The following is a 15,043-nucleotide window of genomic DNA, read 5'->3' on the forward strand; positions in this document are numbered from 1 at the left end:
AGATTAAATTTTAATTGATAATACTTTTGGTAACAAGTCCATTTTCATCATAAAACTTAATTTCAGGTTGACTCATAGAGTTTAGTCCAATAGACAATCTTACCATCTGTTTTTTATCTAAAAATTTGATAGAGCCTTCTTCCTCATCTATGGTTAACATTAAAATGTTAGATCCTTTTTCCGAATTCATAATTAAATATGCTCCTCTTGTATTTGGTTTTTCGTTTGTGGTTCCCAGCCATATTCTAGAGATACCACGAACAGCATTTGCCCTTATGCTATCTTTTTCTTCTTCCGAGGCTAATTCATAGCGTGTTTCAATAGATGCTAAGGACTCACTAGGTCTGTCAACAATTGATAGTCCAGAAGTATATTTACCATTACTATCTTTATAGCTAAGTGCTATGGTTTGGTCTTGTTTGTAACGATCAAATGATAAATGGTGACTAGCAGTAACATCTCCATTATCATTTACTTCACTATTGTAAATAAGCCCGCCACTTTCTACACCTTCGGCGTTATAAAACAAAATACCTGGTGTTTTACGTTTATGTTTTTTTGTCCATCCATCCATACTAATTTCTTGGGGGAATTGTTTCTGGTTTGAAATAACCATTTTTATAGTTCCGTCTGGTTCTTTAATATTAATTCTTTCAACATCAATTATCTCAAACTTTGAGTTTTCATTTTTTATATCGGCTAGAAATAATAACATCGATAGGTTTATAAGAACTAGACTGATTAATGAGAAAATTAGCCATCGTATTTTATTTTTTGAACTCATGCTTTTATTCTGATAACATTTCGTTATTCATTCTTTTTGTTTCCTTCTAATTCGAATTCTTTTTTTCTTACATACTACCAGTCCTCAAGGGGTGCTTTATTATTTCTCCAGGACCATTCTATATCTTCCATAAACCAATGAAAAGCTTCAATATCAGTTACATCCCAGTCCCTAAATCCTTGGACGTTTTCGAACAGCCGACTAGCATTTTCTACAGTAGGCCGGTTTAAAACCTGATTCATTTCTTTGATCAGGTTCTTGGGTTTGTCATTGCATCTTGACAAGTATTCGTAAAACCACTTGTGATATGGAAAAAATACACGATTGTATGTGAGAATCAACCTCCCGGCAAACAACACAAGCTGCGATGCGGCGCGGCTTTTCGTGTAAATGTTACCATGTCGCTCTGCTTCACCCATTAGCCAATTTTGAATAAAGGTCATCGAATAGAATTTTCGTATTTTTTGGTCCCGTTCGGTTTCTGGGTATTGTTGGATAGAATTGATAATGCTAGCCAGGTCATCTACTTTTGAAAAAGCTATGATCGCCCGATCAAATGCCGAACGGGTGGGTTCATTTCCTCTGTCAACGACTTGTCTCAAGTAATGCATGTCGATGACTTTTCCATCCACAAAGCCACCAGAATAATCTGTCAAGTCCGTTCGGTTGATAAAAAAGTCTCCTACTTTTTGTCGGTTTTTAAATTCTTCATCTGTGGCAACCATCATAAAATCGATATCTGAATCCGGCCTGGCGCATCCTTTGGCAACTGACCCGCCGATGATTAAAGCCTCAAACCGTTTATCGTTCTGATATTCTTTCACAAGGTTATTGATTGCGCGCTGGTGATGAGGTAAGATATTAGTGTTCAAAGTTTTTCAAATTTATATCGCTTAATTTTCTCTCGCTTACAATGAATACCAACAACTAACTAATACAAAGCAATCTTTGTCTCTTTAGCTCCTAATGATTTTAAATATTCGGCTACAGGTTCTGCTTCTGTGCCACCTGCAATTGCATGATGAAGTAATGTATAGCCATGAGGACCTTTGGCATGTAAACTTTTTGGAAAATACTCTAACATAGGCTTAATAATATCCATCCTTCCAAACATAGCTGCGGTAAATAAATTGATTTGAGCGCCTTTATCAATTAAATATTGAGCCAATTTCTTATAACCAACATGAGTTGCTGCACCAAGTGCTGTTTCAAAATCTCCCCCTCTCCAATCGTGAGCAGCATTCAGTAAAGTTGGATGCTCATCTAAAAGTTCTTTTACAACATCTATTTTACTATGACCAGCACTCACAAACTTAGCTACAAGTTCTTTGTCTAATTGGGGTTGATCTTGATTTATAATAGTGTTTTTGCTAAATAACAATGTTGGCGCTACAACTATTGCGCTAGCGGTAACTATTCCAGTTTTTAAAAATTTACTTCTGTTCATAGTATCTTTTATTACTTACTTATTAAAATTCATAGGTTGTTCCAATTCGCTTCAATAAGAGTTACTTCTTTAGTTTTCAAATCCATAGAGTAAATCCTGCTTGATCCAGATCTATCTGAAATGAATAAAATTGAGTTAGGTTTAAAACCTGTTTTTGGCGAAGACTCATGAGAATCACCATCGGTTAACTGCTCCAATTTTTTTGTTTTAATATTAACCATATAAATATGGTAGTTACCGGACCTATTTGATGAAAAAAGTAAGTTTTCATCACTATCTAACCAATGTGTTCCAAACTCATTAAATTCACCTTCAGCAGCTGCAAATACCTTTCCGGTCGCAACCTCATAAACATAAGAATCAGGATTGCGTCCACCATTATTACCTTGTGTATAAGAAATGTATTTACCCGTTTTAGACCAGTTAGGAAAACTTTCAACTAAGCCAACACTTTTAGTTACTTTAGTCCTTCCCGTTCCGTCGGGATTTATTATAAACATACATGGAGGTGTATGCTCTTTTGGTTGATTTAAATACACAATTTTTTTACCATCAGGTGACCAATCTGCTTCATTACCCAATCTATTATTATTAGTTATTTGTACTTGATTTGAACCATCAATATTCATTTTATAAAGTTCATCTCTTCTATCTCTCTGAGATGTAAACATTATTTCTTTTCCATCTGGTGATACATCTGGCAGAAAATCTTTAGATTCATTATTCGTTAGTTGTTTTACATTATTACCATCTGTATCCATACTATAAATTTCATCATCTCCATCTCTGTCTGACACAAAAAGTAATCTGTTAGAATTTGGAATAACTATAGCGTATTTGTAATCGTATATTTTCTCATATTTACGCTCCCAAACCAATGTAGTCAACATCTTTTGTTCGTTGTTTTCATCATTTATGTAAGCGGTGGATCGCATTTTATCTTCGCCGAAAAGTAAATGAATGTCTTTTTGCTTTTGTGAAGCTCCGTTGGGATAGAAAAATTCCATTTTTGCAACGCGTTCATCCTTGTTCACAATGGTAGATTCTCCTAGAGCATAGATGCTCCCATTAGATGATCGTTGAATTATAATGGCCTTTTTCTTATATGGTGAATAGAATTCTGAAAAAGACCAAAAGTGAATAGTGTCTTTTTTCGAACTAATGCCATAGATATTTCCTTCTATACTAAAACGATCTTTTTTCGAAAATTTTAAAATAAAATCTTTAAATCCAACAGTATCCCCAACTTTAAAATTTGGATTAAAAGCTTTCCATACACCACCTTTGTTTGTTAAGTAGTTAAAAAGAGTTACATATTTATCTGATTCTGATTCATCTTTCTGTGCATGCCCATAGAATCCAATTATTATAAAACCTATAACTAAGCACAACGGTTTTATTTTTTTACTAAATATTGGTTTCATTACTTTTATTTTGGGTTATTTTTATCAAATAATTTGAAAGGAATATTGGGATTAAAAAAAAGGATTACTGCTATCAATAAATAATTGAATGCCAATTCACCTTCGCTCCAAAATAACCCTTTATGTATATAAAAGGCAGCCACACCAAGTACTAGGATAATTAAGAATGAAACCGTTCTTGTAAATAAGCCTAAAAGCAATAGTATTCCTCCAAAAAATTCAATTGATTTGGCTACATATGCAAGAATTTTTGGAATAGGGAAGCCTTTACTAGCTATAAACTCGGTAAATTGAATTACCGCATTTGAATCAAAAAAGAGCCAATGACTGTGATAAATAAGCATTATTCCGAGCCAATACCGTAAAAGCCATGTCAAATTAATCAAAGGTATCTTATTCATTTATTTTAGTCTTTAAAATGATAGGTTCATATAGTTTTTCCATTGGAAATAAGTTTCCGTTTTTGTCAAAGCTTCCAAATTGAGCGTTCGCTATATAATACAAGACATTACCTACAATTTCTCCAGTTGTTGGATTATTCATCATAGGGTGATTGACTTCTAGTAATTTGGATTTTATTATTGAAGTTCCATCGCGATTCAAATAAAATTGCTGGATCGTTTTAATATCTGGCTGTATACCGATTAATGAGTTGTTTAGCAAGTACAAACCATCAATACTTTCTCTTCTGGCAATTTTTAAACCTTCGGGAATGGTTAAGGGAGCTATTTCACCGTTAGATATATCTATAATCGCAATACCTTCAGAATGAGCTATATACAATTTTGATTCATCTTTAGATAGAGTAAGTCCATTCGGATATTTGATTATTGGTGATGAAAATGCTTGCTCTAGCTTATCTCTTTTTGTAGTGATTTTATAAATCGAATGCTCTTTGAACATATGCGTTATGAAGACATCGCCATTCTTTTTTAGAACTATATCATTGAAGAAATGTATTTCTGATGGAGTATCAAGAATGTATTTTTTAATTAATTTTCCCGTATCTAAATCGAATTTAAAAATTCCAGCCGGCCTTCCTTCAACTTCATCCTTTAATTCATAGGCCTGAAGATTATCCCCACCGGAACTGCATGCCCATAATATTCTTCTTTGAGAATCTATTTTCAAACCAATCACCATCCACAAGCCTGATTGTTTTGATTTAATAAAATCTGTAATGGAACCATTGCTAGCGATTTTGACTATTTTTCCTTTTCTGGTACTTCCAACATAAAAATCTCCAAGCTTTGAGTCATATGCAATGCTTTCAGGGAGCAAATCTTTTTCAGGTATTGCATAGGCTAAATTGCTGTTATTTAAATTTTTAGATAAATTTTGAGCATCTAAGGATATTGAAAAATTGAGACTCAATATAGATATGCAAAAAAGTAATATTCGTTTCATAAAGTAAAATTTTTGTTTTCTAATTTAAGTCTTGTTAAAAGAGGCCATTTATTTTTTATACTAAGTATTGCGAACCTTATGTATAACATCACATTTGTTATGTGTAGCTTAAAGATGAAGTTTACATCAATCATTAAACATTTTAAATAAAAACTTTAAAGAAGATGCTTAAAATAGTAGGTTTGTAGATTAGTACAAAGAAAGTTGAAGGTAAGAAACGTTTTATATCATATTCTGTTTTGGATAATTATCATGGCCTCCTTTGCTATATCAGAATGGGGATATAGGCAATCATTTCTTGATGCTGTTATATTTGAGTTGTTATTCTTGCCATCAAGAATAATAGCTGTATATTTTAATTGGTTTATACTCATTCCTAAATATTTATATAAGAGTAAATTCTTCGCCTATTTTTTTTCACTTCTCTTATTATTAGTGATTGTCGGCATTTCACATAGATACTTTGTACTATATTGGGGGTATCCAAAATTCTTCCCAGAATGGGTAACTGAACGTGTACGTTTAAATCCTTTTGATGTTCCAAAACTGCTTCAGTCTATTTTAATAATAGTTTCTCCAGTAGCATTTACTACTGGTTTCAAGTTATTTATAGACTGGTTTAAACAAAGAAAAGAAACTGAAACGCTGAAACAAGAAAAAACTGAGGCTGAATTAAAATTTCTAAAATCTCAAACGAACCCACATTTTCTTTTTAATACCTTAAATAGTATATACGGTTTAGCATTAGAAAAATCTGAAAAAACACCCAACCTTATTCTTAAACTATCGGATATTCTAAATTATACACTTTATGAATCAAATACAGATAAAATAGCTTTGGTTAAAGAATTGACTTTGATCCAAAATATTATTACTCTGGAGAAAGAGCGGTATGAAAGGCGAGTAAAAATAAATTTTGAAGTTAATATTGAAAATAATGGCATTGAAATTCCACCATTAATATTAATTCCTTTCGTTGAAAATGCCTTTAAACATGGCTTAAAAAATGAAGTTGAAAAAGGGTTTATAGATATAACATTAAACGCAAATATTAAATCTCTAGGTTTTGTTATTAAGAATAGTTTTTTAGAAACTCAAGAGGAAAATAGTAATGAGAATGGAGGTTTGGGGCTAAAGAATGTTTCTCGTCGTTTAGACTTAATTTATGGCGATAGGAAAAAGTTAGAAATTTCTAAATCTGATGATATTTTTATCGTAGAATTAACAATAAAATTTTAGTGGAATGGCCCTCAAATGTTTAATAGTAGATGATGAACCAATTGCTCAAAATATAATTAAAGGCTTTATTGGAGAAACTCCTAACCTAGAATTATTTGGTATTTGTGATAATGCTATAGAAGCTTTAAAAGTACTTCAAGAACATTCCATAGACATTCTTTTTTTAGATATAGAGATGCCGAAAATATCTGGGTTGAGTTTTTTAAAAACTTTGTCCAACCCGCCAAAGACAATTCTTACAACAGCATATAGAGAGTTTGCTCTAGAAGCCTATGAACTTAATGTTATTGATTATCTGCTTAAACCCTTTTCTTTTGAAAGATTTTTAATGGCAGTGAATAAGGTCAATATTAAAACTAAAAATGATTCAAACAATAAAGTTGAAAAGGAAAGAGCTTATCAATACTTTAGGGTTGACGGAAAAAATGTTAAAGTATTTTATGACGAAATATTTTACATTGAAGGTTTGGGTAATTATGTAAAAATCCATTTAAAAGAAAATTATTTAGTTGTCTATCACAAGTTAATTGACCTGGAAGAAGAATTACTAGAGAATAAATTTATACGTATCCACAAGTCCTATATTATTCCGCTTTCAAAAGTTACTGCCTTTGGCAGTAATTACGTTGAAATTGTAAATAAACAACTTTCAATAGGAAACACTTACAAAGAAGCATTTTTTAAAAAACTTAATATAAAGAGGTAATGAAAAAATGTGAAGTAAAATAGTATCGATTGGATAATAAAATAGTTGGTTTTGTAATGAATTTAATTTTGTCAACTATTGAAATAGGTTGTTCAAAAACCACTTTAGTTGAATGTACGATAAATTTAGCTAAGGATAGTAATTATGATGAAGTTTGGTGTGTTTTCGATATGGATTTCATGCCTGAGATAAATGGCCAAAAAGAAGATTTTAATAATGCTATTGAGGTATGTAAAAATGAAGGGATAAAATGTGCGTATTCTAATGATGCGTTTGAATTATGGATTTATTTGCATTATCAATTTAATGATCAAAGGAATCATCGGAAGTATTATTATACTCAGTTGAGTGTTATTTTCGGTATTAATTATGAAAAAGAGGGTAAGAAGAGAAAGTTTGCTTTAGATTTATATGATACTTTATTGAAGGATAATGATGCAAGTCAAGAAGAAGCTATTGATAGAGCGAAAAAATTGGTTCAAATTCATGACGGCATAGCTCCCAATCTACAAAACCCTATTACTTATATCTTTGGTTTAGTGGAAGAATTAAATAAGTATTTGTCTTACTAACTAGTTTTATATGTTGCTTTTGACATAAAAACATAGGCAGCATTACGTATATTTTGTTGCATTAACCATATTCCATCTTTTTTTACGGTGAAATACTTTGCTTTTTAAAAATTCTTGTAAGTAAAACTTCCAGAAGAAAATAACCCAAAATATTGATTAAGTTTTTGATATATACTAACTTGCAATAAATGGATTCAAAATTTATGAAGATGACTTCTGCGTGCAAATTGCGTGCAAATGAAAAAAGCTTCGAAAGTCAAAAAACTCTCAAAGCCTTTATTTATGCTGCTCCCCCTCTTGGGCTCGAACCAAGGACCCTCTGATTAACAGTCAGATGCTCTAACCAACTGAGCTAAGGAGGAATATGCTTAATATTTTTCCTTTAATTTTTGTACAACTTCTGGATATTTTTTAAGGTTTCGGTAATACGAAGTACTTTTCATATTCTTAATATGTTTTTCAATTTTAATTGCTTGGTTTTTAGAATCACAATCAATTTTAAAAAACAACATCCAATCTTGCGTCTTTGACGTAAATGAATTAACATAAAAACATGTATTATGTTCTTCTAATCTTTTATTAAAATCAGAAGTTTCACCCACATATAATTTATTCAACTCTTTAGAATAAATTATATAAACACAATATTCCATTGCTATTAAAGAACTTGCTTTCTTCTTTGCTCTAACCTCCCGATAACTATCGGGATGAGCTAAGGAGGAATTTAAAATACTGAAATTTTAAATTTGCGTGTGCAAATATAATCGTTTTTATACTTTCTGCAAGCACAAAAAAGTTTTTTTTGAATTATTTTAATAGCGCCTTTTTGGCTTTTATTTCAGACCTTTTTTCTTGCAAAAAATTGTACTTTTGTTAATCATTTTACAACCGATCAACAAACGTATATGGATAGGTTTTCCTTTTTAAATGCTGCTCATTCTGGATTTATTGCAGATTTATATGATAAGTACCTTATAAATCCGGATTCAGTTGAACCAAGTTGGCGTAGCTTTTTTCAAGGCTATGACCTGGCTAATACAAATTATTCATTAGATGGGGAATCTACCGTCACTTCAATAGAAGTACCTGAGCATGTTCAAAAAGAGTTTCAGGTAGTGGAGTTAATCAATGGATATAGAACAAGAGGCCACTTGTTCACCAAAACCAATCCGGTACGTGAGCGTAGAAAGTATATACCTACTCTTGATATTGAAAATTTTGGACTTTCTACGGATGATTTAAGTACGGTATTTGACGCAGGAGAAGTATTAGGAATTGGGAGCAAAAGTCTGAGTGAAATTATCAAACATCTTGAAGCTATTTATTGCGATGCCATAGGTGTTGAATATATGTATATTAGAAAACCCGAGGAGATTAAATGGTGGCAAGATCAGTTGAATAGAAATGATAATCATCCTCAATTTGATGCTGACAAGAAGAAGTATATTCTTTCAAAGTTAAATCACGCGGTTACTTTTGAGCAGTTTTTGCAAACTAAATATGTAGGGCAGAAGCGTTTTTCACTAGAAGGTGGCGAGGCTTTAATTCCTGCAATAAGTAATATGCTCTATCAAGCTACAAATAAGTTTGGTTTAAAGGAGTGTGTATTAGGAATGGCACATCGCGGGAGGTTAAGTACGTTAATCAATGTTTTTAGAAAACCCGCTCGTGAGTTGTTTAGTGAATTTGAAGGGAAGGATTTTGAAGATGATACAATAGATGGTGATGTAAAATACCATTTGGGGCTTACACTTGATAAGACCTATCAAAATGGTAAGCAAATTAAGATGAACTTGTGCCCAAATCCATCACATTTAGAAACGGTAGATGCTATTGTTGAAGGTATAACAAGAGCAAAGATTGATAATGATTATGGTGGAGACTCTTCTAAAATACTACCAATTTTAGTGCATGGTGATGCTGCCATTGCTGGGCAAGGAGTGGTTTACGAAGTCATTCAAATGGCAAAGCTTAATGGCTATAAAACAGGAGGAACGGTTCATATAGTGGTAAATAACCAAATAGGATTTACTACCAATTATCTAGATGCTAGATCAAGTACCTATTGTACGGATGTAGGAAAGGTAACATTGTCACCTGTCTTGCACGTTAATGCAGATGATGCAGAAGCGGTTGTGCATGCCACTGAAATGGCATTAGAATTCAGAATGCGTTTTAAACGTGATGTGTTCATAGATTTGTTAGGCTATAGAAAATATGGTCATAACGAAGGTGATGAACCAAGATTTACACAACCCAAACTCTATAAGGTAATTGCAAAGCATCAAAACCCAAGAGATATCTATGCTGAACGATTGATCAATGAAGGTGTTATTGACGAGGATTATAAGAAAAAGGTAATTGCTGACTTTAAAGGGATGCTGGAGGTTGAGTATGAAAAGTCTAAACAAGATACTTCATCAAGTATAGCACTTTTTATGGAAGAGCGTTGGCAAGATTTTGAACGTGTTTCTGTAGATTCAATGCTTCAAAAAATTAATACTACTTATAAAGAATCGGCTTTAAAAGGCATTGCCAATGTTATTTCAACTGTACCTGAAAAGGTTAAGTTTTTGCGTAAAGCAGAACGTATTTTAGCAGGTAGAGCTAAAATGATAGAAACTGATGCAATTGACTGGGGTCTTGGAGAAACAATGGCCTATGGTAGCCTTTTAGAGGAAGGATATAATATTAGAATATCTGGTCAGGATGTTGAACGTGGTACTTTTAGTCACAGACATGCAATTTTACGTGATGAAATTTCTGAGGAACGGATCAATCTATTAAATACCAATCCCAAGAATAAGGGTGAGATGTTTATTTATAACTCCCTTTTGTCAGAATATGGCGTGCTGGGGTTTGATTATGGATATGCCATGGCAAATCCTGATACTTTGACTATTTGGGAAGCGCAGTTTGGCGACTTCTCTAATGGAGCTCAGATCATGTTTGATCAATATATCTCTTCAGCAGAGGACAAGTGGAAAATGCAAAACGGTATTGTAGTATTACTGCCTCATGGTTATGAAGGGCAAGGCCCAGAACATTCATCAGCGCGCATAGAGCGTTATTTGCAATTGTGTGCTACAGATAATATGACTGTTGCGGATTGTTCTACGCCAGCTAATTTCTTTCACTTACTAAGAAGGCAGATGAAACGAAAGTTTAGAAAGCCATTAATCGTTTTTACACCAAAGAGTTTATTGCGCCATCCAAAGGCAGTTTCAAAACTTCAAGAGTTCTCCAAAGGAGAATTTCAAGAGGTGATTGATGATACTATTGAAGCTAAAAAAGTGAAGAAACTGGTGTTTTGTACTGGTAAGTTTTATTATGATTTGTTGGCCGAAAGAGAAAAGCTAAGCAGGGAAGATGTTGCGTTGGTTCGCATTGAACAGTTATTCCCTTTACATGAAGAAAAATTACAAGATGTAATTAATAAGTATAAGAATGCAAAACGATATGTATGGGCACAGGAAGAGCCTCAGAATATGGGTGCATGGAGTTATATGTTGCAACGATTTAACTTAGTAACATTAGAAGTCGCATCAAGAAATTTTTATTCGGTACCTGCAGCAGGTTCGAGCGCACGATTTAAATCAAGACATCAAAAAGTAATTGATAAAGTATTTGATTAACAATAACAAAACCTCAAAATCCAAGTGGTAGTTCATTTTTGGATTTTGATCATTGAAAATAAGAAAATATGGTTTTAGAAATGAAAGTTCCTTCTCCGGGGGAATCCATTACAGAAGTAGAAATAGCACAATGGCTTGTGGAAGATGGTGATTATGTAGAAAAAGATCAGGCTATAGCTGAAGTAGATTCAGATAAAGCTACACTAGAACTGCCGGCAGAGGAAAGTGGTATTATCACCCTGAAAGCAGAAGAAGGTGATGCTGTGGCTGTAGGTGCTGTGGTATGTCATATTGATACAAGTGCTGTAAAACCTGAAGGAACTTCAACCCCTGCTAAAGAAGAAAAACAAGAAGCTCCAGAAAAGGAAGAAGCGAAACCTGCTGAAAATAAAACTACTTATGCTAGTGGTACTGCTTCACCAGCGGCTAAAAAAGTGCTAGCTGAAAAAGGGATGGAAACATCTCAAGTGAATGGTACTGGAAGGGATGGCAGAATTACCAAAGAAGATGCCATCAAAGCAACACCAAGTATGGGAGCTCCTACTTCGGGAGGATCGCGCGGTTCAGAGCGTAAAAAGCTTTCAATGTTACGCAGAAAGGTAGCGGAAAGACTAGTTTCAGTTAAGAATGAAACGGCTATGCTCACCACATTTAATGAGGTGAATATGCAACCCATTTTTGATTTGCGCAAAGAGTATAAAGAAGATTTTAAAGCCAGACATGGCGTGAGCTTAGGTTTTATGAGCTTCTTTACAAAGGCTGTGGTAAGAGCATTACAGTTGTACCCTGATGTAAATTCAATGATTGATGGTGATTATAAAATATCTCATGATTTTCAAGATATTTCTATTGCCGTATCTGGTCCCAAAGGGTTGATGGTTCCGGTAATTCGTAATGCTGAAAACCTAACGTTTAGAGGAGTTGAAGCTGAAGTAAAACGACTAGCTATTAGAGCACGAGAAGGAGAAATTACAGTTGATGAAATGACAGGAGGAACATTTACTATTACCAATGGTGGGGTGTTTGGCTCTATGTTATCTACGCCAATTATCAATCCACCGCAAAGTGCTATTCTAGGAATGCATAATATTGTTGAACGACCCATGGCCGTTGACAGACAAGTTGTGATTCAACCCGTAATGTTTGTAGCATTATCTTATGATCATAGAATCATTGATGGACGTGAGTCAGTAGGATTCTTGGTAGCAGCAAAAGAGGCCTTAGAAAATCCGGTAGAATTGTTGATGGATAATAATCCTAAGAAGGCATTGGAAATGTGATCTTAATAAAAAACTAAAATCTAAAACCCATTGCCATTTGGTAGTGGGTTTTTAGTTTACACCATCTTGTAGTGCGAACACTTTTTGAAGTAAGGAGGTCGTTCTTGAAGCTACTTTTGTTCTAATCTCTTTTTCTTCAACAGCTATCATAGTATAGACTCCATTTAAGGCTTCTATAGTTACATAATCTGTTAAGTCAGGGTTAACTTTATTAAAAACAATGGGTAGGTTATTGTATTTATTAATAAGATTTTCCCATATTTTATCAGCTCCCACTTTTTCAAAAGAACTTTTTATAACAGGATGAAATTTAGAGTACAACGCCTTTGAAGTATTTGTTTTTAAATAATTAGTGGCTGCTTTGTCATTTCCTAACAGGATGTTTTTTGCATCAATAAAAGTGATATTCTTAACAGCAGCCACAAAAATAGGAGTGGCCTCACTTACCGCATCTTCCGCAGCTCTATTCAAAACTTTTAAGCCTTCATCGGCAAGGTTTCCCAAGCCTATATTTCGTAATGTTTTATCAACTTTTTTAAGTTCTTCAGGTAGCAAGATCTTGACCAATTCATTCCTGTAAAAACCATCTTTTAAGGTTAATTTATTGACCTGTTTTGAAACACCATAATCTAACGCTTGTCGTAATCCATTTGCTATATCGGTATTCGTAACAGTTTCTGAAGGTAATTGATTTACCACCTGCTGTAATTCTGCACAAGAGCTTAAAAATAGAACTATTACAAATGCGGTATTTCTAATATGTTTCATAGATTTTATACTGGTTAAATTAGTTTTCTAGAAATTTGGGTGCTTTTCTATGCTTGGTGCCTTGTTCATAGGCGTAAGCAATTTCTAGAAGAATAGGTTCGCTCCATGCTCTTCCAAAAAACGATATTCCTACCGGTAATTCGCCCACAAATCCCATAGGTACAGAAATATTTGGATATCCTGCTCTAGCTGCTGGCGAAGAGCTGCCAAGTCCAAAAGAATCACCATTCAAATGATCTGTTTTCCAAGCCGGTCCTCCCGTAGGAGCAATAATTGCATCTAGATTGTGCGTGTTCATGACTTTATCAATGCCATACTCCCTAGAACCTTTAAGCATTGCCGCTAACTTTGTTCTATAATCTTCAGAATTAAGGTCATCTTTTTCTTGAGCCATTTCTAAATACTTCTGATTGTAAAAACTTAATTCTATAGAATCTTGTTTGTTAAATTCAATAAGTTCTTCTAAGCTTTTGATTTTTGCATCTTTCCCTAAAGATTTAAAATAGTTATTTAAGCCATCTTTATATTCATAAAGCATAATTTCAAAAGATAAATTACCCACATTACTTTCGGCTATTTTATCAATTTCAATGAGTTCTGCTCCTTGACTTTCAATAAAAGCTACAGCTTCATTAAATAAGGTATCTACTTTAAAGTTTCTGCCAAGAGGCCTTTTATAGACTCCTATGCGCTTACCTTTTAAACCATCCGCCTTCAGAAATTTGGTATAGTCTTTTTGAATAGTATTAGTACTTGCCAATGTTTTGGTATCTGTAGAATCAATACCAGTCAAAAAATTTAAGCATAGTGTTGCATCAGTAAGCGACCTGGCCATAGGACCTGCCGTATCCTGTGTAAAAGAAATTGGAATGATTCCGGAACGACTTATCAAACCAACAGTAGGTTTTATACCAACTACACCATTAGCATTAGAAGGGCATACTATTGAACCATTTGTTTCTGTACCTATAGCTACAAGGCATAAACCTGCTGATACCGCTGCACCTGATCCGCTACTTGAACCACAAGGATTTCTATCAAGCACATAAGGATTTTTAGTTTGCCCGTTAATGCCGCTCCATCCACTCGAGGAAAGTTCTCCCCTAAAATTAGCCCATTCGCTCAAGTTAGCCTTTGCGATAATAATAGCGCCCGCCTCCTTCAGTTTTTTTGCTACATAGCTATCTTTTAAAGGCTTAGAATCGGCTAATGCTCTTGAACCAGCAGTGGTAAACATATTGTCATGCGTATCAATATTATCCTTTAATATTATTGGAATACCATGTAGTGACCCCCGAGACTTACCTTCTTTTAACTCTTGATCGAGTTGTTTTGCAATAGAAATAGCATCAGGATTTACTTGAATGATTGAATTTAATGTAGGGCCATTAGTATCAATCTCATCAATATAATTTAAAAAATGTTCAGTAAGTTCAGTAATAGTATAATCACCATTATTATAAGCTTCTTGAATTTTTTCAATAGTAATCTCTTCAAAAGAAAAGCCTTCAAAATTATTTACTTCACCCACATTATTTGATGAAGAATTGCATGATAGAATGACGAAAAACAGAAGCAGTTTGATGTATAGAGTTATGAAAAATCTCATTTGAAGTGTTTATAGTGCTGTACTAAATTACAAACTTTTTAATACAAGATTTCTATTTAAAAGGATATCCACATAATGTGGATATTATTTTTAAAAAAATTATACTTTTTTAAAAAGTACTACGTTTACTTAGTGCATTTAATTCCCATTCCGTAGGTACCTATAAGCTCAA

Annotated in this window: 14 protein-coding genes and 1 tRNA gene; 5 read left to right on the forward strand and 10 right to left on the reverse strand. The window is 33.5% G+C overall.

Annotated features, from left to right (window positions below; all coding sequences use genetic code 11):
* Window positions 1-10: 10 nt before the first annotated feature.
* The 6 genes from AC1EU5_RS13795 to AC1EU5_RS13820 all read right to left on the reverse strand — a co-directional run bounded on the left by AC1EU5_RS13795 (window position 11) and on the right by AC1EU5_RS13820 (window position 5,062).
* On the reverse strand, window positions 11-715 hold the full coding sequence (locus AC1EU5_RS13795; RefSeq protein WP_480192992.1) for a hypothetical protein: 705 nt from the start codon (window positions 713-715) through the stop codon (window positions 11-13).
* A 143-nt stretch (window positions 716-858) separates the two neighbouring features.
* Window positions 859-1,656 (reverse strand): nucleotidyltransferase family protein, encoded by a 798-nt coding sequence (locus AC1EU5_RS13800; RefSeq protein ID WP_480192993.1) that lies wholly within the window; start codon window positions 1,654-1,656, stop codon window positions 859-861.
* Window positions 1,657-1,715: 59 nt separating this feature from the next.
* Entirely contained in the window at window positions 1,716-2,231 is a 516-nt protein-coding gene (locus AC1EU5_RS13805; RefSeq protein WP_480192994.1) for a hypothetical protein, read from the reverse strand.
* A gap of 29 nt (window positions 2,232-2,260) precedes the next feature.
* Window positions 2,261-3,655 (reverse strand): TolB family protein, encoded by a 1,395-nt coding sequence (locus tag AC1EU5_RS13810; RefSeq protein ID WP_480192995.1) that lies wholly within the window; start codon window positions 3,653-3,655, stop codon window positions 2,261-2,263.
* 5 nt (window positions 3,656-3,660) lie between these two features.
* Complete coding sequence (locus AC1EU5_RS13815) at window positions 3,661-4,056, reverse strand: DoxX family protein (protein ID WP_480192996.1); 396 nt, start codon at window positions 4,054-4,056, stop codon at window positions 3,661-3,663.
* The gene (locus AC1EU5_RS13820; protein WP_480192997.1) at window positions 4,049-5,062 is read right to left on the reverse strand and encodes an SMP-30/gluconolactonase/LRE family protein; all 1,014 of its coding nucleotides are present in this window, start codon (window positions 5,060-5,062) and stop codon (window positions 4,049-4,051) included. The genes AC1EU5_RS13815 and AC1EU5_RS13820 overlap by 8 nt, the downstream gene beginning before the upstream one ends.
* 252 nt (window positions 5,063-5,314) lie before the next feature.
* Between AC1EU5_RS13820 and AC1EU5_RS13825 the strand changes: the two genes are divergently transcribed.
* Genes AC1EU5_RS13825 through AC1EU5_RS13835 form a run of 3 tightly spaced genes read left to right on the forward strand, consistent with a single transcriptional unit; the run spans window position 5,315 to window position 7,579 of the window.
* Window positions 5,315-6,301: a sensor histidine kinase gene (locus AC1EU5_RS13825; RefSeq protein WP_480192998.1), complete on the forward strand. Its 987-nt coding sequence runs from the start codon at window positions 5,315-5,317 to the stop codon at window positions 6,299-6,301.
* A 4-nt stretch (window positions 6,302-6,305) separates the two neighbouring features.
* Window positions 6,306-7,007 carry a LytR/AlgR family response regulator transcription factor gene (locus tag AC1EU5_RS13830; RefSeq protein ID WP_480192999.1) on the forward strand — a complete coding sequence of 234 codons (702 nt, stop codon included), beginning with the start codon at window positions 6,306-6,308 and terminating at the stop codon, window positions 7,005-7,007.
* 29 nt (window positions 7,008-7,036) lie between these two features.
* Window positions 7,037-7,579: an RloB family protein gene (locus AC1EU5_RS13835; RefSeq protein WP_480193000.1), complete on the forward strand. Its 543-nt coding sequence runs from the start codon at window positions 7,037-7,039 to the stop codon at window positions 7,577-7,579.
* Window positions 7,580-7,867: 288 nt separating this feature from the next.
* Here the strand turns inward: AC1EU5_RS13835 and AC1EU5_RS13840 are convergent.
* Together AC1EU5_RS13840 and AC1EU5_RS13845 are read right to left on the reverse strand one after the other, a co-directional pair.
* Window positions 7,868-7,941, reverse strand: a tRNA-Asn gene (locus tag AC1EU5_RS13840).
* A 6-nt stretch (window positions 7,942-7,947) separates the two neighbouring features.
* Complete coding sequence (locus AC1EU5_RS13845; protein ID WP_480193001.1) at window positions 7,948-8,232, reverse strand: GIY-YIG nuclease family protein; 285 nt, start codon at window positions 8,230-8,232, stop codon at window positions 7,948-7,950.
* A 252-nt stretch (window positions 8,233-8,484) separates the two neighbouring features.
* Here AC1EU5_RS13845 and AC1EU5_RS13850 point away from each other — a divergent pair, with 252 nt between their 5' ends.
* Both AC1EU5_RS13850 and odhB read left to right on the forward strand, forming a co-directional pair.
* Window positions 8,485-11,214, forward strand: a complete 2,730-nt coding sequence (locus AC1EU5_RS13850) for a 2-oxoglutarate dehydrogenase E1 component (protein WP_480193002.1) — start codon at window positions 8,485-8,487, stop codon at window positions 11,212-11,214.
* 68 nt (window positions 11,215-11,282) lie between these two features.
* Window positions 11,283-12,494 carry a 2-oxoglutarate dehydrogenase complex dihydrolipoyllysine-residue succinyltransferase gene (gene odhB / locus AC1EU5_RS13855; RefSeq protein ID WP_480193003.1) on the forward strand — a complete coding sequence of 404 codons (1,212 nt, stop codon included), beginning with the start codon at window positions 11,283-11,285 and terminating at the stop codon, window positions 12,492-12,494.
* 51 nt (window positions 12,495-12,545) lie between these two features.
* Here the strand turns inward: odhB and AC1EU5_RS13860 are convergent, their stop codons facing one another.
* Both AC1EU5_RS13860 and AC1EU5_RS13865 read right to left on the reverse strand, forming a co-directional pair.
* Window positions 12,546-13,262 carry a DUF4197 domain-containing protein gene (locus tag AC1EU5_RS13860; RefSeq protein ID WP_480193004.1) on the reverse strand — a complete coding sequence of 239 codons (717 nt, stop codon included), beginning with the start codon at window positions 13,260-13,262 and terminating at the stop codon, window positions 12,546-12,548.
* 19 nt (window positions 13,263-13,281) lie between these two features.
* Window positions 13,282-14,871: an amidase gene (locus tag AC1EU5_RS13865; protein WP_480193005.1), complete on the reverse strand. Its 1,590-nt coding sequence runs from the start codon at window positions 14,869-14,871 to the stop codon at window positions 13,282-13,284.
* Between the last annotated feature and the right edge of the window lie 172 nt (window positions 14,872-15,043).

It is taken from the genome of Maritimimonas sp. 2405UD52-3 (assembly GCF_056591715.1).